The organism is Roseateles albus, from assembly GCF_028595345.1.
Taxonomy (GTDB): Bacteria; Pseudomonadota; Gammaproteobacteria; order Burkholderiales; family Burkholderiaceae_C; genus Paucibacter_A; species Paucibacter_A albus.
In genome coordinates this window covers 115,068-139,470 of record NZ_JAQQXT010000009.1, presented here as the reverse complement: position 1 = coordinate 139,470, position 24,403 = coordinate 115,068, and the positions used below count along the sequence as shown (strand labels likewise).

The window sequence follows — 24,403 nt, the reverse complement described above, 5'->3', positions numbered from 1 at the left end:
TAGTGCCTGCAGGCCTGAGACGGGAATCTGAAACCCGACTGTTTGCAATGCTGTGACAACTGCGCGGGGCGACAGCGCTCAAATGAAGGCCTGCACATCACGCGAAGAGGCTTCCCATGCTGCCCAAACTGGCCTACATCCTGCACAGCGGGCAATTGTTCGGCACCGAGCGCATGGCACTGGCCACGCTGGAGGCGCTGCGCGGGCAATTTGACGGCCTGCTGATCGCCCCGCCGGGCCCCGTGCATCAAGCCGCCCGCGCCGCCGGCCTGCCCAGCCAGTTGGCCCAGAGTCGCTGGGCGATGCTGATCATCTTGCTGCGGCATTTGCTCAAGCACCCGGACAGCGCCTTGTTGACGACGGGCGTCTGGCAGGCCATCGCCGGCCGCTCGCTGCAGCGCTTGTGCGGCGGCCGCGGCGCGCATCTGCACATGGTCCATGGCGGCACCGACGAGTTGCTGAGTTACGGGCGCAAGCGGCTACTCGCCGGTCTGCAAGTTCAGCAGGTGGCGGTGTCGGACTTTGTGCGCCAGCGCCTGCTCGCGCATGGCGTGCCGGCCGCGCGCATCCAGGTGATTCACAACTTCTTGCCGCCGCCGGTGGCGGCCCAGGGCGCGCCCATCAGACGGGCTCGCTTTGAACAAGACGGCTTGCGCCGCGTGCTGATGCTGACGCGGCTTGACCGCATCAAGCGGGTCGGGCTGCTGCTGGACGCGCTCGACCGAACGCCCGAACTCGCTGGTCTTCGCTTCGATATCTATGGTTCCGGCGAAGAGGCCGAGCTGCTGCGCCAGCGCGCCCGCAAGCACCCCAATGTCCATCTGCACGGCTTCGTGGCCGACGCTGCGCAGGCCCTGGCCGCTGCCGACTTGCTGCTGCACACCTGCCCGGAGGAGCCTTTCGGCCTGGTTCTGCTGGAAGCCTTCGAGGCAGGCGTGCCGGTGCTCGTGCCCAATAGCGGCGGCGCCGCCGAGATCGTGCGGCATGCCGACAACGGCTGGCATTTCAACGCCAACGATGCCGTCGCGCTCGGGCAGCGCCTGCTGCAGCTGAGCCGAGTCAGCGCGACTGAGTTGAATCGGCGCGCCAGCGCAGGCCGCCGCTCGCTGGAACAGGACTTCAACCCGCAGCGCTTGCTGCCACGCTATGTGCAACTTTTGCGAGGTGCCGCATGAACGCCGATGACCGGTCGATTGATATCTCCGTGGTCGTGATTGGCCGCAACGAGGGCGCCCGCCTGCAAGCCTGCCTGGGCTCTATTCACGCAGCCGACTGGTTAGGACTGCGCCGCGAGCTGATCTATGTGGACTCGCACTCCCGCGACGGCAGCCCGGCCAAGGCGCGCAGCATGGGCGCCGAGGTCTATGGGCTGGGCGACGCCAAACCCTGCGCAGCGGCCGGCCGCAATATCGGCTGGCGCGCTGCCAAGGGCCGCTTGGTGCTGTTCCTCGACGGAGACACCTTGCTAGAGCCCGGCTTTCTTGCACAGGCTTTGCCCTCGCTGAGCGACCCCTGCGTGGCGGCCGTCTGGGGCCACCGGCGGGAGATTGAACCGCAGCAGTCGATCTACACCCGGGTGCTTGACCTGGACTGGATTTTTGCCGCCGGGCGCGTGCCCTATTTCGGCGGTGATGCACTGGTACGGCGCGACGCGCTGGCCGCCGTTGGCGGCTTCGACGACCAGCTGATCGCCGGCGAGGAGCCCGAGCTATGCCGGCGCCTGCGCGAACTCGGCTGGCAGATCGAGCATCTCGACACGCCGATGACCCGGCATGATCTGGCCATCACCACGCTGCGCGCCTGGTGGCTGCGGGCCGAACGCGCCGGCCTCGCCTACGCGCAGGTCGCGGCGCGCTATCGGCGCACGGCCGACCCGCTCTGGGCGGCCGAGGTGCGGCGCAACCAGCGCCACGCGGCGGCCTTGCTGGTCTGGCCGCTGCTGCTTGCCCTGAGCCTGGCAACGCTGCCTTGGCTGGGCCTGGCCTGGATCTTCGTCAGCCTGCTGCTGCTGCGCCGCTCCGCCCAGCGCTGCCGCTGGAAATGCCCACAGAGCGCCATGCTGGCTTGGTGTTATGCCGCGCATTCCCATTTGCAGCAATTGCCCATCTTGCTGGGGCAATGGCGCTGGTGGCGTTTGCAGCGCAGGCGGCAAGCGCCCAGCCTGATCGAATACAAGCAGGTGATGTGATGAAGGCGCTGTTGAGCGGGCTGCTCTTGCCCTTGGCGCGGCTGTTCAATCTGCTCGGGCCGGCCTGCCTGCGGCTGTGGTCTTATGCGCGCCTGCGCGCCGCCTTGGGGCCCGCAGTCGACCCCTCGGTGGTCAGCTTGGGGGCGGTGGAGCTGCACGGCACGCGCCGCATCAAGCTGGGCCGGCAGCTCTATCTCTACCCGGGCCAATATTGGGAGACCCGCGACGCCGGCCACATCAGCATCGGCGACCGCGTGGTGCTGTCACGCGGCGTGCATCTAGTTGCCTATGCCGGGCTCAGCATCGGCACCGGCAGCATGATTGGCGAATACGCCAGCCTGCGGGATGCCAACCACTCGCGCGGCCAAGGGCCGCTCCGCGACAGCGGCCACCTCGCGGCGCCAATCACCATCGGGCGCGAGGTCTGGATCGGTCGCGGTGCGGTGGTGCTGGCCGGCGTCAGCATTGGCGACGGCGCGGTGGTCGCCGCCAACGCGGTGGTCAACCGAGACGTGGCGGCCGGCGAGCGCGTCGGCGGCGTGCCGGCCCGGCCCTTGCCGCTTCGCCAGGTGGAGGTGGCATGAACGCCGCCGCTGCCCCCTTGCTGATGGTGGCCTACCAATGCGGCCCCGGCTTGGGCTCGGTGTCGCAGATCGGCTGGCAATGGTTCAGCGGCATGGCCAAACGCCGCCCGGCCACCTTGGTCACCCATGTGCGCAACCGCGCCGCCATCGAGGCCGCGCCGCCCTTGCCGACGCAAGCGAGCATCATCTATATCGACACCGAATGGTTCGCCGGCCCCTTGTACCAAATGGCTAAGCGATTATTCCCACGCAGCGAACATGCGGTCTTCATGCTCTCGCAGCTGGACTGGTTCCTGTTCGATGCGCTGGCGCTGCGCCAACTCAAGAAGCTCATGCGGACGCAGGCCGCCGGCCAAGCCGGCCAAGCGTGGCAATTGCTGCATCTGGTGACGCCGGTGACGGTATCGGCGCCCACCCGCTTGCACCGGCTGGGCTTGCCGCTGGTGCGCGGGCCGCTCAATTGCGGTCTGCCGATGCCGGCCGGCTTCGAGACGGTACTCAAAGACGATGCGATGGGCTTGAGCCGGCTGCGCCTGTTTCCGCGCTTGCTGGAGGCTCTATGGGGGTCCTTGCGCAACAGCCGGACGCTGTTGGTGGCCACTGCGGCGACTCGGGCGGCGCTGCCCGCAGGTCTTCAAGCTCGCGCCATCAAGATGCTGGAAAACGGTGTCGATCCCCAATGCTTCACGGCCGAACCCCAAGGCCAATCAGAACGATCAGAGCGATCAGAGCGATCAGAGCGGCCGGATGCTTCTGGCCCGCTGCGGGTCTGCTTTGTCGGCCGCCTGGTCGCCGTCAAGGCCTTGCCCTTGTTGTTGCAAGCGATGGCAAGGCTGCGCACGGCCGGCACCGTGGTCGAGCTGGAAGTAGTCGGGGACGGGCCGATGCGGGCACCATGGCAGGCCGAAGCCGAAGCGCTGGGCATCAAGGCCCAGGTCAAATGGCGCGGCGCGCAGGCGGCCGCCGAAGTGGCCGCCGCGATGCGCCGCTGCCAGGTTTTTTGCCTGCCTTCGGTGCGCGAGTCTGGCGGCGCGGTGCTGCTGGAGGCGATGGCCTGCGCACGCCCCGTCATCGGCATGAACTTTGGTGGCCCGGCCGAAATCGTCGATGCCGAGGTCGGCTGGCGCGTCGCGATGGGCGACGCGGCGCAAGCCGTCACCGGTTTGATGGCCGCATTGAAAGAGGCCCATGCCTCGCCACAGCTGGCACAAGCCAAGGGCGAACGCGGCCGCCAGCGAGTCTTGACCCAGCACAGCTGGGCCGCCAAACTGGACACCGCAGAGTCGCTGTACCGCAGCATTTTGAATGAGCAGACCGTGTCCCATCCCCAGCTTGCATGTGAGACTAGGCCATGACCGAAAAGCCACCCACCGAGCGACGCTTGAGCATGCAGTCCGCGCCGTTGCCCGAGGATGAGCTGGATCGTTTGGAGGTTCTGAGGCGCGGCGGCTGGCTCGATCAAGCGCCCAAGGCCTCATTCGACCGAGTGACCGCCTCGGTCGCCCAATTGCTGGGCGCACCGATGGCCTTGGTGTCTTTGGTGGACGAGCATAGGCAATGGTTTCTGGCGCGTTTTGGCATAACGGCCACCGAGACACCGCGCGACATTTCCTTTTGCGGCCATGTGGTGGCGCAAGGCCATGTGCTGCGGGTGGTGGACACATGGGTTGACCCGCGCTTTGGTGGCAATCCGCTGGTCACCGGCGAACCTCATATCCGTGCCTATCTGGGGGCGCCGATCTTTGGCGAGCAAGGCCAACCGCTGGGCACGCTGTGCGTACTGGACCGCCGGGTGCGCGAGTTCAGCCGTGAGGAGCAGAAGATCCTGGAACGTTGCGCGCGGGCCATCGAGGCCCTGATGAAGGGCTGAACCACAGCTGCAGAGGCAGGGTTTGCAGTCTTGCCACAACTCCAAAGCCCGCTGCCCTTGTAATCGAGTCATGCCAACACCCTGCTGGCGCCTCAAGCAAGGAAGCCCCCATGGAAAAGTCTCGCTACCCCGCAGCCAGCCGCCTTGACGCGGCCGTTCGCGAGGACGATGGCGGCGCGCTGGCCTATCTGGTCAGCCGCTATCCAGCGGTATCGCACACCTTCATCCTGCGCGAAGTGATGGGCTTGCGCGAACTCGGCATGCGGGTCGAGGTGGCCTCCATCAACGCCCCCGACCGCAGCAACGCGCAAATGAGCCCGGATGAACGCGATGAGGCCCGGCGCACCTACGGCATCAAGCAGCATGGCTTGATCGGGGCCACGACAGCGCTGCTCTGGATGCTGCTGACGCGGCCTATCGGGCTGGTACGCACCTTACTGCAGGCCATCGGGATGGGCCGGGGCTTCAAGCGCCTGTACGCGCTGGCCTACGCGGTGGAAGCGCTGATGGTGGTGCGCTGGATGGAGCGACGCAAGCTGCGCCATCTGCATGTGCATTTCGGCAATGCGGCCGCCACGGTCGGCATGCTGGTCAAGACCCTCAGCGGGGTCGGCTTGTCGGTGACGATTCACGGGCCCGATGAGTTCGACGATGTGCCCGGTCAGCTGCTGCGCGAGAAGGTGGCCTGCGCGGACCGGGTGGTCTGCATCAGCCAATTCGCGCGCAGCCAGCTGATGCGCATCAGCCCACCGGCGCATTGGCACAAGCTGCAGCTATGCCGACTTGGCGTCGACCCGGCGCAATTCAGGCCCCGGACAGATCCGCGCGCGGCGGGCCCGATCCGCCTGCTCTGCGTCGGCCGGCTGACGCCCGCCAAGGGTCAGGTCTTGCTGCTGCAGGCATGCGCCGAGTTGCGCCACCTGGACATCGCGTTCGCGCTGACGCTGGTCGGCGATGGACCGGACCTGGCCCGTTTGAAAGACGGCGTTCGCCGGTTCGGCCTGCAAGACCATGTCCGCTTCACCGGGCCCTTGAATCAACTGCAAGTGCGGGAGGAACTGGCGCGTGCCGACATCTTTGTCCTGCCCAGCCTGGCGGAAGGCATTCCGGTGGTGCTGATGGAAGCAATGGCCTGCGGTCTGCCCTGCATCAGCTGCCCGGTCAACGGCATCCCGGAATTGATCGAGCATGCCCGCAGCGGCCTGCTGGCCACTCCAGGTGACGTTATGGCGCTGACTGAACAACTGCGGCAGCTGATCGAGGACGGCTGGCTGCGGCAAAGCCTGGGCGCCGAGGGCAGGCTGCAGGTCGGGCGGCGCTTTCAGCAGCGCAAAAACATTGCGGCGCTGGCCGCGATCTTCGCCTCGCTGCCGTCCGTCGGCAGCGAGGCGCCCCAGGGCCTCACGCTGCAAGGAGCACGGTGATGGATGCCCCTCTCGCGGTTATCGCGCTTCATTCCCTTCCCGCGATCGCCCTTAGCTTGAGCCTGCCGGGCAGCCTTTACCTGGCGGGCTTGACGCTGGCCGCTGCAATGCCCACCCGACCCATCCGATGCGCTGGCCCGGCGCCGGCAAGGCCCGCCCGCGTGGTGCTGCTGGTCCCGGCCCACAACGAGGCCGGCGGTCTTTTGCGCTGCTTGCGCAGCCTGCAGGCCGAGCTGCTGTGGGACGCCGAGGCGCGCATCGTCGTGGTGGCGGACAACTGCGATGACGACACGGCCGCGATTGCGCGGGCCGCCGGCATCAGCGTGTTGGAGCGACATAACGCCCAATTGCGCGGCAAGGGGCACGCGCTGCAATTCGCCTTTGAGCAAATCGATGACGCCGATTGGTTCATCATCATCGACGCCGACACCGACGTGGAGCGCGGCTTCTTGAGCAAGATGCGCCAGGCGATGGCCACGGGTGCGGATGCGCTGCAATGCCGCTACGGTGTGCGCGAACCCTTGAGCAGCACGCGCTCGACGCTGGCCGATGTGGCGCTCGGGGCCTGGAATGTATTGCGCCCGCGTGGCCGCCAAGCGCTGGGTCTGTCGGTCGGCATTCTGGGCAATGGCTTTGCGCTGTCGCGCCGCACCTTGCAGGCCTTGCCCTATAGCGCCGGCTCCATCGTCGAGGATGTGGAATATCACCAGATGCTGGTCGCCCAAGGCCTGCGCGTGCAATGGGTGGACAACACGCAGGTGCGCGGCGACATGCCCGACGGCGCCGCTCCGGCCGCCCAACAGCGCGCCCGCTGGGAGGGTGGGCGGCTGCGCTTGCTGATCGAGCAAGGATGGCCGCTGTGCCGCGCGGTGATGCGCGGCAACTGGCGCCTGCTCGACCCGCTGCTCGATCTATGCCTGCTGCCACTGGCCTGGCATGTCAGTCTCTTGCTGCTCACGTTTCTGCTCGCTTTGTTGCTGGGCGCTGGCAGCGTGCAAGGGCTGGCCGCGGCGGGACTGCTGATCGTCGCCCTGCACATTGGCCTGGCCCTGCATCTGATCAAGGCCGGCCGCGCCCACCTGCGCGCGCTGCTGGGTTTGCCGCGCTATATCTGCTGGAAGCTCGGCCTGGCCGGCGCCATCTGGCGCAGCGCCGGCCGCCATGCCGCCTGGGTGCGCAGCGCCCGCCGCGATCACTGAACGGAGTTCCATCATGTACACCAAAGACCTGTCTGTCTTGATCGTCAGCTACAACTCGGCTCCGCTGCTGCCCGCCTTGCTGAGCCTGCTGACGCAAGAACTGAGCGGCATCGACGCCGAAGTGCTGGTGCTGGACAACGCCTCGCATGACGGCAGCGCGGCCTTGGTCGCGCAGCAGTTTCCGGCGGTGCGCTTGTTGCGCAGCGATCAGAACCTCGGCTTTGCCGCCGCCAACAACCGGGCGGCCCACGCGGCATGCGGGCGCACCCTGCTGCTGCTGAATCCCGACGCCATCCCCGAGCCGGGCGCGATTGCCTGCGGCCTGGCGCTGATGGACAGCCAGGCCTCGGTCGGGCTGGCCGGTGGCCTGCTGCTGGATGAGCAAGGGCGCGCCCAGCCCTCGGGCCGGATGTTCCCCAGCCTGCCCCAGGAAGCGATTGTGTTGAGCGGCTTGGCGGCGCGATTCCCGCGCTCGCCCTGGTTCGGCCGGCTCGACCGCAGCTGGGCCGACCCGGCGCAGAGTGCCAAGGTCGACTGGGTGCCGGGCGCCTTCGCGCTGCTGCGGCACGAGCTTTTTGACCAGCTCGGCGGTTTCGATGAGCGCTTCTTTCTTTATTACGAGGAGGTCGATCTGTGCCGCCGCATCCAGGCCGCCGGCTATGGCGTGATGTATTGGCCGCAGATCCGCGTGCGCCATATCGGCGGCGCCTCGGCGCGCACCGTGCAGGGTGAAACCGTCGCCAAGGCGGGCGCCCAACTGACGCTATGGCGGGCCCGCAGCGGCCTGCTGTACTACCGCAAGAACCATGGTTGGCTGGCGGCCTGGTGTGTCAATCGGCTCGAGCGCGGCTGGCATGCGCTGCGTGCCTGGCGGGCCGAGCGACGCGGTCAAGCCGGCAAGGCGGCCGAGTCACAAGCCCACGGCGGGCTGCTGGCGCGCGCCTGGCGCGACACCTTGGGCGGACGGGTGGCGCCGCCGCGCCCTTGGTGAGGGCCAACGCTTAGAGACAGAGGCCACATCATGTTCGAGAACCTGCGCGAAGACTTCAACACCCACCAACGCGACCCTTGGCGCCAGGGCGTCTGGGTGATGGCGGTGTATCGCTTCGGCCGGTGGCGCTACAAGATCCGGCCCGCCTTTTTGCGCCGGCCGCTCTCGCTGCTCTATAAATTTCTGAAGATTGGCGTGCAGATCGCCGCCGGCATCGACCTACCTTGCGAAACTCAGGTCGGCAGGCGCTTGAGGATCGAGCATTTCGGCGGCATCGTCATCAGCGGCGACACGGTGATCGGCGATGACGTGACGCTGCGTCACGGCGTTACGCTGGGGCTGCGCCGCACCGGCGTGGCGGGCGCGCCGGTGATAGGCGACCGGGTCGATATCGGCGCCGGCGCCAAGATTCTCGGCCCGGTGCGCATAGGCGCCGGCGCGGTCATCGGCGCCAATGCCGTGGTGCTCTGCGATGTCCCCGCAGGCGCCTTGGCCGTCGGCGTGCCGGCGCGCATCAAGAAACATCGTCACCCCACCCTGCAGGAGGCCGCATGAAACTCAGCAACACCATCCGCTGTTTACGGCAACTCTGGCAGTCGCAGCAAGACTCAAGCCCGCCGATCCCGGCGGAGGAGTTGCTGCTGCGCGACGGCGGGCAGATTCGGCAACTGCTGAACGGGCTGGCGCGCTCCCGGCGAGGCGTCGTGCTGCAGGCACCCGACGGCAGCCTGATGGCCACCGGCGACCTGCAAACCTATGGCGAGCAGGGCCTGGCCGTGCGCATTCACGAAGACTGTCTGATGTCACCATCGGGCCAGACACGGGACTCGCCGCTGTCCTGCGCCTTGGCGGGCCGGGGCATGGTCAACATCAGCGCCGCCAGTGAAAGCGGTGTGCTGATGTTCTCGCTGCACGGGGCCAGGCTGCTCGGCAATTGGTTGGTTGCGGCGCAACTGCCGACCGAGCTGATCCGGATGCAGTCGCGCCGCCATTTCCGCCTCAGCGGCCGCGCCGGCCAGCTGCAGAACGCGAGCATAAGTTGGCCGGGATCACCCCGTCCTTTAGCGCTGCAAGATCTCAGTGAAGAGGGAGCGGGCCTGGTGCTTATGGCCCGTGAATGGAAGGGAGCCTCGCAGCTCAAGCAGGTCACGCTTGTGCTCGGTCAAGACGCGCTACCGGTGCCCTTGCTGCAAGTCGTGCACGAGCGACCGCTGCTTGCATCGGCAGCCCCCTACAGCACCATTGGCGCGCGGCTGATCGGCATCAAGCCAGAACATATCCGTTCATTGCGGCGCTGGCTGATCGCCACACAGGCCGAAATGTGCCTGCCGCAGCTCGATCTGGCGGATCAAAGTTGAACGCTGTCCTCAATCAATCAATCCAGCAATCAAGCGATCAATCGCCCACCCGCTCGAAGCGATAGCCGACCCCGTACACCGGCACCAGCTTCCAGCCCTTGCTGCCGTCCAGGCCGAGCTTCTTGCGCAAGCGGCTGATATGGGTGTCGACGGTGCGGGTATCGACCTCGGTGTTGAGCCCCCAGATCTTGTTCAGCAAATGGTCACGCGAGAGCAATTTGCCGGGGTTTTGAAATAGATAAACCGACAGATCGAACTCTTTTTGCGTCATCGCCATCGCCTCGCCGTCCAAGGCGAGTCGTTGGCGCTGAATGTCGATCTCAAATGCGCCCAAGCGCAGCACCGGCAAGGCGCCGCGCTGCATGCGGCGGCCAAGGGCAGCCACACGGGCCAACAACTCCAGCGGCTTGGCGGGCTTGACCACATAGTCATCCGCGCCGGCTTGCAATGCGGTGACCACGGTTTGCTCGTCATCCCGAATAGTCAGCACCAGGATGGGCAGCTCCCAGCCCAGATTGCTGCGCGTCCACTGCAAGACATCGGCGCCGGTGCCATCCGGCAGCATCCAGTCGACCAGCAGCAAGTCAAAGCGCTCTTTGCCCAAAGCCGTAATGAAATCAGCGCGAGTGCCATAGCCCTGCACCGTATGCTTTGCATCCGTCAGCCACAAGCTCAGCAGCGCCAGTTGTTCGGGATCGTCTTCGGCCAGTCCGATATGCATCAATGCCACCCCGTTTTTAGAAATTTGAAAGCTTTTCCGCAAGGTCCCCCTGCCCCATAGCAGGGCAGGAAAATGCGCCAGGGCAGTATCGCCCGCCAGCCCTGGCCGGTTGGCGTTTGAATGACAAGCTGTGCACGATTTCCGACAATTTCTGATGCTGAGGCAGGGGCAATTCGTCGGTATAAGCAACAGCCCTTCGACTGCCGGCAAATCGGCGATTTCGCGAGCCCTTCGCCTCAATAGCCACTGCATACTCGGTGCCCGACATCGACGCCACCAAGGCTAGTACGCGTCAGTGACCGCTCTATGGCCGACTCCGTTAGTCCGGCTCTCGGCCACGCATGACTGCTGACGCTGCAGTCGCGGCCAGCCGCTGTCTTTCGGACTCGCAGTGGGGGGCGGCCGGCAGATGCCTAATTCCGAATTTCAAGACCAAGGGAGAACAGCGCCGCCGCAGGGGGCAACACGCCCCTGGCCGGCGCCGCTGAAGGCTGCCAAGCGCGCAGAGTCCCGCCACGCTGCTGGAGCAATTCAAACGCATGCACCATCAAAGCGCTTAGACCGGCTACGGCAAAACGCTGACCGGATTGAGCGAAATTACAGCGATCCAAGAGTTGCTGTTTGCAGCTCCGGATGTAAGCCCGCCAAGCCCCTGCGACCTCGCAAAGCCCGATTGGTAGTTTGCGGTTTCAAGCTATACCCCAATGAAATCAATCACTTACGCTCAGGAAGTGATTATCGAGCTTAAGCGGCTTGGCGTGAGAAGATGAGGTCAATGGGTGCGCGTCGAAGCTCGATCTTCGGAATACCGCTCCCAATCGCGTGAGCCTCGGCATGCGCCCTTTGCTTAACGACCTCATCCATTACGAGTCAGAAAATGAATGAACTTGAACCCGTGGCAATGACCATCCAGCTGCTTGGCGGGCTGGCGCTCTTCCTCTACGGCATGGAGAAGATGACCGATGGCCTGAAGGCGGCTGCCGGCAATCAAATGAATATGCTGTTGGCGAGGCTGACGGGCAACCGAATTCTGGGCGCCATCACCGGTGCCATCGTGACGGCGGTCATCCAGTCCTCGTCGGTGACAACGGTGCTCGTCGTCGGCTTCGTCAGTGCCGGACTTCTGACATTGGTGCAGTCGGTCGGCGTGATCTTTGGCGCGAATGTGGGCACCACGGTGACGGCGCAGATCGTCGCGTTCAACACGACCGCGCTCGCGTTCCCGTTCATCGCGATCGGGTTCGTCATGAGCTTCGTTTGGAAGCAGGGTGTCGCGCGCCACTATGGCGCCATGTTGATGGGCCTTGGCCTGCTCTTCTACGGCATGGCAACAATGGGCGCGGCGATGGCGCCGCTGCGCACCAACCAGAGTTTCGCGGAGCTGCTGCAATCCTTGCAGAACCCCGTGCTTGGGATGCTTGCCGGCGCACTCTTCACTGCGCTGGTGCAATCGTCTTCGGCAACCATTGGCCTTGCCGTTGTGATGGCCACTCAAGGCTTGCTTTCTCTGCCCGCCGGGATCGCGATTCTTTTTGGCGCGAAGATCGGCACTGGGATCACAGCCATCCTTGCCGGAATTGGCAAGCCGCAGGATGCAAAGCGCGCGGCAGTCGTGCATGTTCTGTTCAATGTTTTGGGCGCTTTGATCTGGTTACCGTTCATCCCGCAGCTCGCGATGATTGCTCAGGCGGTTTCGCCGCTCGCCGCTCATTTGGAGGGCGTGGCGCGACTTGCCGAGGAGGTGCCGCGCCAGATCGCCAACGCCGCAACGATCTGGGCTGTCGCCAACACGGTGATCTTCCTGCCCTTCGCTGCCTTGTTTGCGAAGTTGGCCACCAGGATCGTTCCGGATCGCGTCCTTGTGCAGAAGGAGATCATTCGTCCGAAGTATCTCGATGACGCAATGATCGCCGTGCCATCGATGGCGCTGGAACGGGCGCGGATGGAACTTGGGCACATGAGCCAGCTCACCAACAGCATGCTCGCAAAGGTCCAATCGGCCTTCGTCGCCAGGGATCTCGGTGAACTTGCGCAGCAGTTCGACCAGATCGTCGTGTTGCGAGAAGCAGTGCTGAACTATCTGCAGCACATCGGGCGTAGTGCGCTCAGCGACGTAGAAGCCGAGGAGCATGCGCGCTTGGTTGCCGCCACGGGCGAGATTGAGAGCATGAGCGCCGCGATCAGCCGCGAATTGGTGCCGCTGGCCCAGGCCCTCGAGGCAGCGCAGATCGCGCCGTCTAAGGAGACGAAAGAACTGCTGGAGCGTTTAGTGCAAATTGTTCTGGAGACCGCTCAAGCTGCGCTGCGTGCCTTGGTAGAGCGGGACGAGCAAGCAGCGCAGTCGGTTGTCGCGAAGCGCGCCGCGATACTGGATCTCTCGGAGGAACTGCAAAGACAGCAGGCCGCGCGCCTGGCCCAAGACGACCCAAATCGCCTGACGAAATATCGCATCCAGATCGAGATGCTCGACAAACTGCGGCGCCTCTACGGTGTGTCCGAGCACATGGCAATTTCCGTGCTGCCACGGAGTGTTCTCGTTGGCGAGCTCTACTCGTAGCGTTCGGTCCTATACCGCGCCGCGCGGTCAAATGTCGCGGGTGGCCTCGATCGCGACATCATTGATCGCTTCGCGCAGCTGCGCATGATCCCGTGCGGTGTTACCCACCAGATCGGAGATTGGCGACCACGGCCTTAGCCGATTGCTGCCGAGAGGCCTGCGCGACTTCTTTTGTCACGATGACCTGGCCGATCGGCGCCAGGGCAAGGCCGGCCAACTTCAGATGCTGGATGCCGAATGGAATCCCGATGACCGTGATGAAGCACAACACCGCAGATCCGACATGGCCGAGCGCCAGCCAGAATCCCGCAAAGATGAACCAGACGACATTGCCAAGCAGGCCCAGGCCGCCGGTGCCGATGTCGTCCTGATTGGTCAACTCCTTACGGTTGATTGCCTCCTTGCCAAAAGGTAGGAACGCGAATTGACCGATCACAAAGCAGGCTTTGCCCCAGGGAATACCAACGATGGAGACAAAAGCAATCAGCCCGGCCAAGCACCAGCCCAAGCCCATGAAAAACCCACCCATCAGGAACCACAACACATTGCCGATCGCGCTCATTGAAGTCTTCTCGCTGTGAAACATTCGCACGGCCCTCGCCCGTCGGGGTCGCACTCAAACCGCTAGTCCGCGCCGACATCCGTTCGGCCTGAGCGGCCATGCTATCCGACAAACCCTCGCGCGGCAGCACGCTCTACGGCTTGCGCCTCGTCCCCCCTAGGCTCCAGCGGATCCGGGCTGTGGGCGGCGCGTGATGCCGGAGTGCTTGTCCATCGCGGGTGGCAGGGCGAGAGTTCATGCGACAGCAGCGCCAGGAATTTTGCGGTGCCACTGGCGTTGGAATACATGGCGCTCACTCCAAGTTAGCGCCCAGGCGCTCAGGCCTGCGGTGCCGGTGAGAGCGCACGCCAGGTGTGGCGGAAAACCTCCTGCTCCACTTTGGCGCGCTGATCGACCGGGCAGGCCACACGAACAATCAGCACCAGGTGTTCGGGGTTTGAAAAGTCCCATGAAACCTTGGTTCTGCCAGAAGGGAGCGCGATGAAGTTCTCGGCAGAAGCTCTCTGGAAGTGGACTATGGCTTCTTCACGCCAGCCGGCGGTCGCGCGGTCAGCGGCGGCAAGGGCGGCTGCTTCGATGTGATCCAAGTCATGCGAGAGGCGTTCCGGGATGGGGATCTGTATGGCGTGCAGCGCATATTCGCCGTTGGGGGAAGAGTTGACGAGCGCGCGGGTAAGCAGCAGCCCATTCGGGAATTCGGCCACTTTGCCGGTCCGTTGACCGGCCTTGTCAAGCTCAACCAGGGTGGTGGAGAACATATCGATATCCACCACGCGGCCATGCAACTCCTTGAACTCGATCACATCGCCAATCTTGTAGGGCTGCACCACGGTGACATACAAGTAGCCGAGAACACACATCACCAGCTCTTTGCTGACGATCAAAATGGCACCCGCCACCGCCGCAACCGACAAGGCAAAACCAGCGATCGTGGAGGCCCAGACCGACACGATGATCAGCAATGCTGCAAACCAGATGATGTTGCGTGCCCAGACCAAGTGGATGCGGCGTTTCTCCGCCGAAATCGCGCCGCGTGAGAGATAGCGTGCCCAAAGGTGCGATGCGAGCAAGGCCGCACCGATCAGCAAGGCAGTAAGGATGACTTTTTCCCACTGTCCGGGAATCAAGGCGGCGAGTCGTTCGAATATGGGCATCAGGCTTGTCAAATCATCAAATCATCAAATCATCAAAGCGGCGGCAAGGCGCCGGGCTTCATGATGCCAGCAGTGCGCAGCACCTTCACGCCAGTAGCGGCCGCAGAAAAAACGGCAAGATGCCGCCGGCGCCGACTCGACATTCCATTTCGGTCAAGGGCGGCTTACTGGCAGTGTTGCAGCCTCACGCTCCCGGCTCTATTGCATCAAAGCGTCTTTGTCTCCGCAGCGGACAGCCGGTGCCACAGCTACACGACAGCAATGTGTTCGCATTGGGAGTTGTACCCCGCCTGCTGGTCCGCCACCCCACCGACCCGCAGCACGGAAGGGCCGGGCGAATCGAGACTATCAGTTCCGAGCCGACGACCGAAACATTTCACGGTGCAGGCCCCAGTGCTCGACGGCAGCGACAATCACAGCCGATTCGCCGTCGTCGACCTGGGCATCGACTTCTGCCAGTTCAACACATAAGCGCAGCACCTTCAGCCGCAGCTCGGGATCCTGGATTTCACCCATCAGGTCCGCCAGCGTGCGCTCGTCCACCGGGCAGACATCGGCCCAGTTCAACTGGCCGCTCGAAAGCAAGTCTTCGCAGAAAGTGTCCAGCAGCGCAAGCAGTTCAAGCCGTTCCAGGCCGAGTTGTTCATGCACGGCGAGACGGTCGAGGCACTCGATTTCAGCGTCTGCGATGTCGCCGTCGGCGACCACCGTCAGCGCGATGATGCGGGCTGCGGCCTGCGGGCTGTTGACGAGATAGTTGCGCATGATGAGTCCTACTTGATGGTTGATGGGCTTGCGTCACAGCTGCAATGTGGGGCCGCTGGTGCTTCCGAAAAAGCAGCTTTTCGGGAACGCGAACATCGGATAAACCTGAACACGAAGCGAGGCTTTGACCTCACACTTCGGCTTTTGGTGAACGCAGCGAGCAGGCGTTGCGGCACCCAAACCTTCTTGGCACCTCACCCTCTGGAGAAACAAGCGATGCCCAACACGAGAACTGGCAATGCCGTCCGGCTGGAGTTCGCTGCTGACTCCCTGGTTCAATCCAACTTATCGGGGGCAGCCTTCACTGGCGACTGGCTTTGGGTGGCGGGCGACGAAGCCTGTGGCCTGGACCGCCTGCGCCGGCTCGAGCCCGTGGGGCGCGAGGCCCTGCGCTTTGGCGAGGCGCGCGATTTCCCACTCGCAGATCTGCTGGATCTGCCCGGCACGGCCGAGGAAGAAGCCGACCTGGAAGGCATGGCCGTGGCCGATGGCTACCTCTGGGTGGTCGGCTCGCATGGCCTGAAGCGCAAGAACGCCAAGCCGGAGCGGAGCCACGCCGACAACGCCAAGCGGTTGGCCAAGCTCGCACTTGACGGCAACCGGCGCTTGCTGGCCTGTTTGCCGATCGAGGCCGATGCCCAGGGCGAACCCTGCCTGGTGCGCCAGGCCAAGGATGGCCGCAAGGCGCTGCGCCTGAAGGGCGATGCCCAGTCGAACCTGCTCACTCGCGCGCTGGCGGATGACCCCCACTTTGGTCCCTATATGGCGATCCCGGGCAAGGACAACGGCTTTGACATCGAAGGCCTGGCCGTCGACGGCCGCCGCCTGCTGCTGGGGCTGCGCGGGCCGGTGCTGCGCGGCTGGTCGGCACTGCTCGAGATCGAGGTCGAGGCCCGCGCTGATGATCTTCGACTGCTGCCGCTGGACGAGCGTGGCACGCTGATCCGCAAGCATTTCCTACAGCTCGACGGCTTGGGTGTTCGCGACCTGCACTTTTCGGGCGAGGACCTCTACATTCTGGCCGGCCCGACGATGGTGCTGAACGGTGATATCCGCGTGTTCAAGTGGCCTGCTGCACGACCTTTGCTGGCCGCCAACCGCGAGCCCGTGCGTTTCGAGGCGGCATTGACCGAGTCGGTGCCCCTGCCGCACGGTCGCGGCAGCAATCGGGCCGAAGCGATTTGCGATTTGCCGCCGGCCTTGTCCGATGGCAAGCCCCAGTGGCTCGTCCTGTACGACGCGCCGGGCGCCGATCGCAGGGAGGGGGAGCATGCCGTCTTCGGCGACCTGCTGCGCCACGATTGAAGGCATTTCACCTCGCTTTGCCCCAATCAGTCATGGCAGGTGCCGCCGAACTCGATCCTGCCGCGACTATCCAGTTCGTGATCAATGCGGCTGCGGGCAGCAGCGATGCGGACACGAAGCGTGATGTCATTGAGTCTGTGCTGCGGGCACAAGGCAGGTGCGGTGACTTGCACTTCTGCACGCCCGTCCAATTGACCGGCTTGGCGCGTGAATCGGCGCAGCGGGCCTTGTTGACGCGCGCGGCCGTAGTCGCCGTCGGGGGCGACGGCACGCTCAACACGGTGGCGCAGGCCGCACATGCGGTGGGCTGCGCCATGGGGGTGGTGCCGCAGGGCACGTTCAACTACTTTGCCCGCACCCACGGCATTCCCGCCGACCCGGCCGAAGCGGTCCGCCTGCTGCTGCATGCAAGGCCGGTGCCGGTTCAGGTGGCCGGCATCAACGAGCGCGTGTTCCTGGTCAACGCCAGCCTGGGGCTCTATCCCGATCTGCTGGAAGACCGCGAAGCCTACAAGGCCCGCTTCGGCCGCAGCCGCTGGGTGGCCTTCGTGGCGGCCTGCTCGACGCTGCTGCGCGCACAGCGTCGGCTGCGACTGCATATCGAAACAGGTGGTACGGTTCGCGACGTGCAAACCTTGACGCTTTTTGTGGGCAATAACCGGCTGCAACTGCAGCAGTTCGGCGCGGAACCGGAAGATACCTTGGCCGGTACGCCCGGCGACGGCAGCATGGCCGCGCTGGTGTTGCGACCCATTGGCACGCTGTCGATGATGGGGCTGATGCTGCATGGCGCGATGGGCCGGCTGGGTGAGGCGGCCGGCGTGGAGCGCTTCGAGTTCGAGCATTTGTTGGTCAAGCCCACGCTGCCGCAGGGTCGTCGTGGGGTGAAGGTGGCCTTCGACGGTGAGGTGACGATGATGCGCGCACCACTAGACTTCCGCGTGCTCGCCAAACCCTTGTACCTGCTGAGGCCGCAGCCAAAAGCGCAAGCTCAGGCTGCCGCCATTGGCGCCGCATCCCCTACCGAGGAGGCAGGCGGATGAGCATCCTGCTGCAGATCTCCGACACGCACTTCGGCACCGAGCAGGCGCCGGTTGTCGAAGCATTGGCCGCGCTGGCCAGGCAGCTGCGGCCCGAGCTGATCGTGCTGTCGGGCGACATCACTCAGCGCGCTCGCCCGGCGCAGTTCCGGGCCGCACGTGCGTTTGTGGACCGCCTCGGAGCACCGGTGCTGGCTGTTCCAGGCAACCACGACATCGCGCTGTTCGACCTGTGGGCTCGGCTGCGCCGCCCCTATGCCCGCTACAGCGCGGCCTTCGGCGCGGAACTCGAGCCCGTGCACCGCTCGCCCGAGCTGATGCTGCTGTGCGTCAACACCACGCGGCCCTGGCGCCACAAGCATGGGGAGATATCCGGGCGGCAGGTCGAACGTGTGGCGCAACTTTTGGAAGGCGCTGAAGCTAGCCAACTGCGGGTGGTGGTTGTGCATCAGCCCGTGGCCGTGACGCGTGACGAGGAACTGTCCAACGTGCTCCGCGGGCATGCGGCCGCGCTCGAGCGCTGGGCAAGGGCCGGGGCCGACCTTGTCATGGGTGGGCACATCCACCTGCCTTACGTGATGCCGCTGCAAGGCCTGGCGCGTCCGATGTGGGCCGTGCAGGCGGGCACGGCTGTCTCGTCTCGGCTTCGCATGGGCGTGCCCAACTCGGTGAACTTGCTGCGCTGGGGCGCAGACTCGGCGTCTGGGTGCTGCCGGATCGAGCAGTGGGATTTCTCGGCTGACAAGCAAGCCTTCTGGCTCGCCAAGGTCACCGAGGTCTGGCCGGCCAGGGCGTGAGTGGGGCGCCAAGCTGGCGCAAAGGGCAGCGGAGCCGCTCTCCAAACGGTCGACCCACAATGGCAAGCCCGCATGCCGCCCCCGCTGCTCATCCGAACAATAGGAACTGATCGGGAGCGTGTGGCTGCAATATCGCCAGTACGCCGCCGTTTATAAAAACGGTTGGTGAGCCGAACGTCAGCTATGCGGCGCACGTTCGAACTCTTGGCCAGGCTCCGGCCGGGATGTTTCTACGGCACTGCCTGCTTGGCAATTCAGTGCCCACACCGGGCATCCAGAAGCGCTGCGGTCACTCAGCTGACTCAAGGCTATTGAATGGACCTGACCCCATTTTGTTTCTATTCGTGATCGGCAAAGTCTCCCTAAAAGCACCCGGATGGTGCGATTAAGGAGGCTTTGTCGATGCCTTACCCTAATTTACACAGGCCACGAGGTAGTTCGAACAGAATCCTCCCTCGCATCGAATTCGAGGGAGAACGGCATGGATAGGCCCATCAACAAGCGCCGCAGCGCCGGCATCAGACGCCTTCATTATTGGCTTGTCGGGCTGACGAATGCCCTTCTCTTGAGCGCCTGCGGCGGCGGCGAAGACGCACCCCCGCGACCAGCACCCGTGCCGGTCGTGGACATGAGCCCGCGGCTGGCTCGTCCTGCTTGCGGCAATAACAGCCCGCTGACGCTGTTTGTAATCAACACAGCGCGAGTCGATCCAGTACAGCTCGAGAAGTTGGTCTGCACCTTCTACGAGACCTACCCGGCCATGAGCGCTACGCTGAAGACAGATGCCCCCAAGGAGGTGACCTACAGCTTCGACGACGCGCCGAATCAACCGCCGGCCTGGGTAGCAGGGGGCGCCACTGTCTATTACTCAACCCGGTACTTGGCCCAGGTCCCCAAGGACGTCGATGTGGCGGTACATGAGCTGACCCACGTCATCCAAGGCAAACTGACTGGGGCGATGCCCGGCTGGATCATCGAAGGCACGGCAGACTGGATGCGAAATCTCTTTGGGCGCTACAACCAGGAGATCGGTTGGGCACTCTCCGACTCGGTCGCGCCCACCGCCCGCTACATCGACGGCTACGGCACGGCGGCGCAATTCTTCAATTGGGTGGACAAGACCCACCGACAAGGCCGAGACCCCGTAGCCGTAGCCCTGCACCTCAATGCCTTGCAGGGCGTGAACTACAACTCGAGCGTATGGGTGACGCTGACGGGAAAGACCTTGGCCGAGTTGTGGTCGGCCTACAGCGGCCAGCCCTATATGCCAGCGCCCAGCGTCGGTGTTTCCTTCTATACCGAGCAAAACTACCAGGGGCCCGAGGTGAAACTGGGAAAAGGTCGCTACGACCTCAAAGACTTGCTCTGGGCTGACATCAGCAACGACGCCATCCGCTCCATCCGCGTCCCCGCGGGCTTCAAGCTAACGGTCTACCAACACGAGAACTTCACCGGACTGTCCCTTACGCTACAGGCCGACACGGACACTTTACTGCCGGCCTTTGATCGAGCCATCTCATCGCTGCTTATTGAGTAGCGCCGCCAGCCCCTACCCGCCTTGGTGAGCGGCGCCGGCTCGTTGCATATCAGCGCCGGAACCTCGGCACCAAACTCGACATTGAATTGGTCGTCCTGCTGCTGACGCAGGGTGACGGTGAAGATGCCTTCCCCCGTGGCGATGTCCTTACGGGAAGAGTGTTGGTGTCAAGGTTGTCGCCTAAACATCAGGCGCTGCGACGCACGCCCAGCTTGGCCAGCATGCTCTCCATCAAACACCAGCGGGTGAAGCCGCTTTGCAATAGGTTGACGCCGACAAAGGCGGTGAAGGCCAGCCACCAGCTCGAATGGAAGAAGGGGCTGGCGGGGCTGCCCAGGGCCAAGGACAAAAGAATGAAGATGCCGGCGACGACGCGGACGATTTGCCAAGTGTTCATGAAATGCTCCGTTTGAAAAATTGGTTAGGGTGATTTATCTGAGTGCGGCATTGATGCCGGCCATCGCGGCTTCGTCCAGATTGCCGCTCAAGGCGGCAAGACGCAGGCGGTCCATCAGCAAGGCCACATGAGCCTGCGCCACGGCTTCTTCATGCGCGGCCGCCACGGCCAGTTGCTGCTGCTCCACCAAGCGCAACTGCTGCTGCGCCAAGGCGAGATCGAAATAGCGCTCGGCCATGCGCAGACCCAAGCCCTGCTGAGCGGCCAGCAGTTCCAGGTCGGCCATATCTGCGGCCAGATTGAGCTGCTGGGCCTGGGCGCTGCGTTCCGGGTTGTAGAGCGGCTGGCTGGCCTGCAGCGCGACATTGCCGACCGTGCCCTGCTTGACCGAGGTGTTGAAATCAACCCCGGTTTGCTGACCCAGGCCGGGCGCGCTGAACTGCGCACCCTGCATGCTTTGCGCCGCCGTGGCCAAGCCGGCGCTGGCGCTCAGGCCCACGCTGGGGCGCCACAAGGATTTCGCTTGCTCGCGCTGCGTCTGGGCTGCAGCGTGACTGGGGCGGGCGACCGCGTACTCACGGTCGCTGGTCTGCGCGCTCTGCCAGACATCCATCAGCTCGGCAGCCTGGGCCGCGGTCGCTGAGGCTAGCCCTACAACCAGCGTCGCCAACCAGAGACGCGGCTTGAAGATGCGGTGCTTCATGCTTGACTCCCCATCGGAGCTGGCCCCGTCAGCAAATGCAGGCGCTTGCGGTAAGCCATGTAATAGAGCGTCGGGATAACGATCAAGGTCAGCAGGGTCGAGACCGCGATACCGAAGATCAGCGAAATCGCCAGACCATTGAAGATCGGGTCATCGAGGATGAAGAAGGCCCCCATCATGGCCGCCAGGCCGGTCAGGATGATGGGTTGCGCGCGCGTCACCGCCGAGCTGACGATGGCGCGCTCGAAAGGCATGCCGGTGCGCACCTGTAAATTGATGAAGTCCACCAACAAAATCGAGTTGCGCACAATGATGCCGGCCAACGCAATCATGCCAATCATCGAGGTGGCCGTGTATTGCGCGCCCAGCAGCGCGTGACCCGGCATCACGCCGATGATGGTGAGCGGAATCGGCGCCATGATGATCAGCGGAGTCAGGTAGGAGCCGAATTGCGCCACCACCAGCAAATAGATCAGCACCAGGCCTACCGCATAGGCCAGGCCCATATCGCGGAAGGTCTCATAAGTGATCTGCCATTCGCCGTCCCATTTGAGCGCGTAACCACGGTAAGCGTCGAGCGGCTGGCGGATGAAATATTCACTCAGGCCTTGGCCATCGGGCGTTTTGATATCGGCCAGCTTGCCTCGCATCGCGAACATGCCGTACAGCGGGCTGTCCACCTTGCCGGCCATCTCGGCCACGACGAAGTGCACCGGCGCCAGATCCTTGTGATAAACGGTCTGCTCGCGCAAGCCGTCGCTGATCGTCACCAGCTCACGGATCGGCACCAGCTGACCACCAGCGGCGCGCACGGTCAGTGCCAGCAGCGCATTCAGATCGCCTTGGCTTTGAGGCGCTAGCTGCAGGCGGGTGGCCGCCGGGTATTTGCTGCCGTCATGCAGATAAGTGACGTCCTCGCCGGCCTGTGCCGTGTGCAAGGTGCTGACAATGGCTTGTTGAGACACGCCCAAGAGCGCGGCCTTGCGCCTGTCCACCAGCAGCAGCTTGCGCGGCGCGGCGCTAGCACCCGAGTCATCGACATCCACCACGCCGGGCGTGGCTTCGAACAAGGCGCGTACCTGCTTGGCAACCGCTGCCCGCCCTTGCGCTTCCGGTCCGTAAATCTCGGCCACGATGGGCGCCAACACCGGCGGCCCGGGCGGCACCTCGACGACCTTGAGATTGGCGTTGAAGCGCTTGGCAATCTGCTGCAGCTCGGGGCGCAGGCGGGTAGCAATCGCATGGCTCTTCTCGCTGCGCTGGTGCTTGTCGACCAGATTGACCTGGATATCGCCCTGCTCGGGCTGCGCGCGCAGATAGTACTGGCGCACCAGGCCATTGAAGTTGATTGGCGCCGCGCCGCCGGCATAGGCTTGGTAATGGGTCACTTCGGGCACGGTGGCCAGGTAGGCGCCGAGTTCACGCAGCACGGCGGCGGTCTGCTCCAGCGGCGTGCCGGCCGGCATGTCCAGCACCAACTGGAACTCGCTCTTATTGTCGGAAGGCAGCATCTTCAACAGCACCAGGCCGGTGGCCGGCAAGGCCAGCGAGATGGCGATCAGCACAGCAATGCCTGCGCCCAGCAAGCCGCGATTGCGACCGCCGCGCTGCGGGTCCAGCAGCGGCTTGAACACGCGTTCGAACAACGGTGCCAGCTTGGCCGACAGGCCGTGCAGCGCATGCGGGTCAATTTGTGCGTTGGCGGTGGCATCAAACGGAATGGCTTTCATCCACAAACGCGCCAACCATGGCGTCACCACAAAAGCAATCGCCAGCGACAGCAACATGCCCATGCTGGCATTGATGGGGATGGGGCTCATATACGGGCCCATCAGGCCGGACACAAAAGCCATAGGCAGCAGCGCGGCGATGACGGTCAGCGTGGCCAGAATGGTCGGCCCGCCAACCTCATCCACGGCGCCGGGAATCAGTTCGCGCAAAGTCTTGCCGGGGAATAACTGCTGATGCCTATGGATGTTCTCGACCACCACGATGGCGTCATCAACCAAGATGCCGATCGAGAAAATCAAGGCGAACAGCGAGACCCGGTTCAGCGTGAAGCCCCAAGCCCAGGACGCGAACAGCGTCACCGTCAGGGTCAAGACGACCGCTGTGCCGACGATGGCCGCCTCGCGCCGGCCCAGCGCAATGAACACCAGCGCCACCACCGAGGCGGTGGCAAACATCAGCTTCTGGATCAGCTTGGCGGCCTTGTCATTCGCTGAGGCGCCGTAGTTGCGGGTCTCGCTGACCTCGACCTCGGCCGGAATCACGGTATTGCGCAGCGTGCCCACGCGGGCCATCACGGCGTTGGCCACGTCGATGGCGTTCTCGCCCGCCTTCTTGGTGATGGCCACCGTCACGGCCGGGTAGTCTTGGCCCTTCTCGCCATGCCAGACATAGTGACGTGGTCGCAGCGCGCCGTCTTGAACCTCGGCCACATCGCGCAGGAACACAGGTTTGCCGGCATGTACGCCGACGATCAGCTCGGCCACATCGCGCGCGCTGCTCAAGAACGGCCCGGCTTCCAGCGTCACCGCCCGGTTGCCCTGCAGCAGTTCACCCAGCGGCAGACCCAGATTGGCCGATTGCAGGGTCTGCTGCAGTTCCGCCACGGTCACGCCTGAACTCGCCAGGCGGGCCGGGTCGATATCGATCCGCACGCCGCGGCCGGGGCCGCCATTGGTCGTCACCTCGCGTGTGCCGGGCACTCGCTTGAGTTCAATCTCCATGCTGTGCGCGACCCGCTCCAGCTCGAAGGCGCCAATGTCCGCTTGCTTGCTGAACAGCGTCAAGGTGACGATGGGCACATCGTCAATGCCCTTGGGCTTGATGATGGGCGGCAGCACACCCAGGCGCTGCGGCAACCAGTCCGCGTTGGATTGAACAGTGTCATGCAGGCGCACCAAGGCCTCGGTGCGGCTAACGCCGACCTTGAACTGCACCGTCAGCACCGCCATCCCAGGGCTGGAGGCCGACATCACATGCTCGATGCCCGCGATCTGGCTCAAGACCTGCTCGGCCGGTGTGGCGACCATCTGCTCTACATCGCGGGCGCTGGCGCCCGGAAAGGGGATCAGCACATTGGCCATGGTCACATTGATCTGCGGCTCTTCCTCGCGCGGCGTCACCAGGACGGCAAAGATGCCCAGCAACAGAGCCAGCAAAGCCAGCAAGGGCGTGATTTGCGCGCTCAGAAAGAAGGCCGCAATGCGCCCCGAAACACTCAAGGAGTTGGATGTCGTCATAGC

At 64.3% G+C, this 24,403-nt stretch carries 22 protein-coding genes; 15 read left to right on the top strand and 7 right to left on the bottom strand.

Annotation, left to right across the window (positions count from 1 at the left end):
* Nucleotides 1–116 precede the first annotated feature (116 nt).
* The 10 genes from PRZ03_RS15445 to PRZ03_RS15400 all read left to right on the top strand — a co-directional run bounded on the left by PRZ03_RS15445 (nucleotide 117) and on the right by PRZ03_RS15400 (nucleotide 9,614).
* Nucleotides 117–1,175, top strand: coding sequence for a glycosyltransferase family 4 protein (locus PRZ03_RS15445; protein WP_273601156.1), 1,059 nt, complete (start codon nucleotides 117–119; stop codon nucleotides 1,173–1,175).
* Complete coding sequence (locus PRZ03_RS15440; protein WP_273601155.1) at nucleotides 1,172–2,188, top strand: glycosyltransferase family 2 protein; 1,017 nt, start codon at nucleotides 1,172–1,174, stop codon at nucleotides 2,186–2,188. Before PRZ03_RS15445 ends, PRZ03_RS15440 begins: the two co-directional genes overlap by 4 nt.
* A complete protein-coding gene (locus tag PRZ03_RS15435) occupies nucleotides 2,188–2,772 on the top strand; it encodes an acyltransferase (RefSeq protein WP_273601154.1) in 585 nt (194 codons plus the stop codon). The genes PRZ03_RS15440 and PRZ03_RS15435 overlap by 1 nt, the downstream gene beginning before the upstream one ends.
* Entirely contained in the window at nucleotides 2,769–4,127 is a 1,359-nt protein-coding gene (locus tag PRZ03_RS15430; protein ID WP_273601153.1) for a glycosyltransferase, read from the top strand. The genes PRZ03_RS15435 and PRZ03_RS15430 overlap by 4 nt, the downstream gene beginning before the upstream one ends.
* Nucleotides 4,124–4,642 carry a GAF domain-containing protein gene (locus tag PRZ03_RS15425; RefSeq protein ID WP_273601151.1) on the top strand — a complete coding sequence of 173 codons (519 nt, stop codon included), beginning with the start codon at nucleotides 4,124–4,126 and terminating at the stop codon, nucleotides 4,640–4,642. The genes PRZ03_RS15430 and PRZ03_RS15425 overlap by 4 nt, the downstream gene beginning before the upstream one ends.
* A gap of 110 nt (nucleotides 4,643–4,752) precedes the next feature.
* On the top strand, nucleotides 4,753–6,066 hold the full coding sequence (locus PRZ03_RS15420) for a glycosyltransferase (protein WP_273601150.1): 1,314 nt from the start codon (nucleotides 4,753–4,755) through the stop codon (nucleotides 6,064–6,066).
* Entirely contained in the window at nucleotides 6,066–7,265 is a 1,200-nt protein-coding gene (locus tag PRZ03_RS15415; protein WP_273601149.1) for a glycosyltransferase family 2 protein, read from the top strand. Before PRZ03_RS15420 ends, PRZ03_RS15415 begins: the two co-directional genes overlap by 1 nt.
* 13 nt (nucleotides 7,266–7,278) lie before the next feature.
* Nucleotides 7,279–8,256: a glycosyltransferase family 2 protein gene (locus PRZ03_RS15410; RefSeq protein ID WP_273601148.1), complete on the top strand. Its 978-nt coding sequence runs from the start codon at nucleotides 7,279–7,281 to the stop codon at nucleotides 8,254–8,256.
* Between the two features lie 30 nt (nucleotides 8,257–8,286).
* Complete coding sequence (locus tag PRZ03_RS15405) at nucleotides 8,287–8,811, top strand: serine O-acetyltransferase (RefSeq protein WP_273601147.1); 525 nt, start codon at nucleotides 8,287–8,289, stop codon at nucleotides 8,809–8,811.
* The gene (locus PRZ03_RS15400; protein ID WP_273601145.1) at nucleotides 8,808–9,614 is read left to right on the top strand and encodes a PilZ domain-containing protein; all 807 of its coding nucleotides are present in this window, start codon (nucleotides 8,808–8,810) and stop codon (nucleotides 9,612–9,614) included. The genes PRZ03_RS15405 and PRZ03_RS15400 overlap by 4 nt, the downstream gene beginning before the upstream one ends.
* Nucleotides 9,615–9,651: 37 nt before the next feature.
* Here PRZ03_RS15400 and PRZ03_RS15395 read toward each other — a convergent pair whose 3' ends face one another.
* Complete coding sequence (locus tag PRZ03_RS15395) at nucleotides 9,652–10,335, bottom strand: response regulator transcription factor (protein WP_273601144.1); 684 nt, start codon at nucleotides 10,333–10,335, stop codon at nucleotides 9,652–9,654.
* A gap of 877 nt (nucleotides 10,336–11,212) precedes the next feature.
* Between PRZ03_RS15395 and PRZ03_RS15390 the strand changes: the two genes are divergently transcribed.
* A complete protein-coding gene (locus tag PRZ03_RS15390) occupies nucleotides 11,213–12,892 on the top strand; it encodes a Na/Pi cotransporter family protein (protein ID WP_273601142.1) in 1,680 nt (559 codons plus the stop codon).
* Nucleotides 12,893–12,992: 100 nt separating this feature from the next.
* Here PRZ03_RS15390 and PRZ03_RS15385 read toward each other — a convergent pair whose 3' ends face one another.
* The 3 genes from PRZ03_RS15385 to PRZ03_RS15375 all read right to left on the bottom strand — a co-directional run bounded on the left by PRZ03_RS15385 (nucleotide 12,993) and on the right by PRZ03_RS15375 (nucleotide 15,373).
* Nucleotides 12,993–13,454: a YccF domain-containing protein gene (locus tag PRZ03_RS15385; RefSeq protein WP_273601141.1), complete on the bottom strand. Its 462-nt coding sequence runs from the start codon at nucleotides 13,452–13,454 to the stop codon at nucleotides 12,993–12,995.
* 317 nt (nucleotides 13,455–13,771) lie between these two features.
* Nucleotides 13,772–14,620 carry a mechanosensitive ion channel domain-containing protein gene (locus PRZ03_RS15380; RefSeq protein WP_273601140.1) on the bottom strand — a complete coding sequence of 283 codons (849 nt, stop codon included), beginning with the start codon at nucleotides 14,618–14,620 and terminating at the stop codon, nucleotides 13,772–13,774.
* Between the two features lie 336 nt (nucleotides 14,621–14,956).
* Nucleotides 14,957–15,373 carry a TerB family tellurite resistance protein gene (locus tag PRZ03_RS15375; RefSeq protein WP_273601139.1) on the bottom strand — a complete coding sequence of 139 codons (417 nt, stop codon included), beginning with the start codon at nucleotides 15,371–15,373 and terminating at the stop codon, nucleotides 14,957–14,959.
* A 216-nt stretch (nucleotides 15,374–15,589) separates the two neighbouring features.
* Between PRZ03_RS15375 and PRZ03_RS15370 the strand changes: the two genes are divergently transcribed.
* The 4 genes from PRZ03_RS15370 (at nucleotide 15,590) to PRZ03_RS15355 (ending at nucleotide 20,052) form a co-directional block, all read left to right on the top strand.
* Nucleotides 15,590–16,678: a DUF3616 domain-containing protein gene (locus PRZ03_RS15370; RefSeq protein WP_273601138.1), complete on the top strand. Its 1,089-nt coding sequence runs from the start codon at nucleotides 15,590–15,592 to the stop codon at nucleotides 16,676–16,678.
* A gap of 32 nt (nucleotides 16,679–16,710) precedes the next feature.
* Nucleotides 16,711–17,721 carry a diacylglycerol/lipid kinase family protein gene (locus PRZ03_RS15365; protein ID WP_273601136.1) on the top strand — a complete coding sequence of 337 codons (1,011 nt, stop codon included), beginning with the start codon at nucleotides 16,711–16,713 and terminating at the stop codon, nucleotides 17,719–17,721.
* Nucleotides 17,718–18,515 (top strand): metallophosphoesterase family protein, encoded by a 798-nt coding sequence (locus PRZ03_RS15360; RefSeq protein WP_273601135.1) that lies wholly within the window; start codon nucleotides 17,718–17,720, stop codon nucleotides 18,513–18,515. The genes PRZ03_RS15365 and PRZ03_RS15360 overlap by 4 nt, the downstream gene beginning before the upstream one ends.
* A 481-nt stretch (nucleotides 18,516–18,996) precedes the next feature.
* Nucleotides 18,997–20,052, top strand: coding sequence for a basic secretory protein-like protein (locus PRZ03_RS15355; protein WP_273601134.1), 1,056 nt, complete (start codon nucleotides 18,997–18,999; stop codon nucleotides 20,050–20,052).
* 187 nt (nucleotides 20,053–20,239) lie between these two features.
* Here the strand turns inward: PRZ03_RS15355 and PRZ03_RS15350 are convergent, their stop codons facing one another.
* From PRZ03_RS15350 to PRZ03_RS15340, 3 genes are read right to left on the bottom strand one after another with little or no spacing between them, the layout of a single operon-like run.
* Nucleotides 20,240–20,449: a YgaP family membrane protein gene (locus PRZ03_RS15350; protein WP_273601132.1), complete on the bottom strand. Its 210-nt coding sequence runs from the start codon at nucleotides 20,447–20,449 to the stop codon at nucleotides 20,240–20,242.
* Between the two features lie 34 nt (nucleotides 20,450–20,483).
* Nucleotides 20,484–21,152 (bottom strand): TolC family protein, encoded by a 669-nt coding sequence (locus PRZ03_RS15345; RefSeq protein WP_273601130.1) that lies wholly within the window; start codon nucleotides 21,150–21,152, stop codon nucleotides 20,484–20,486.
* Complete coding sequence (locus PRZ03_RS15340) at nucleotides 21,149–24,400, bottom strand: efflux RND transporter permease subunit (RefSeq protein ID WP_273601129.1); 3,252 nt, start codon at nucleotides 24,398–24,400, stop codon at nucleotides 21,149–21,151. Before PRZ03_RS15340 ends, PRZ03_RS15345 begins: the two co-directional genes overlap by 4 nt.
* Nucleotides 24,401–24,403: the final 3 nt, after the last annotated feature.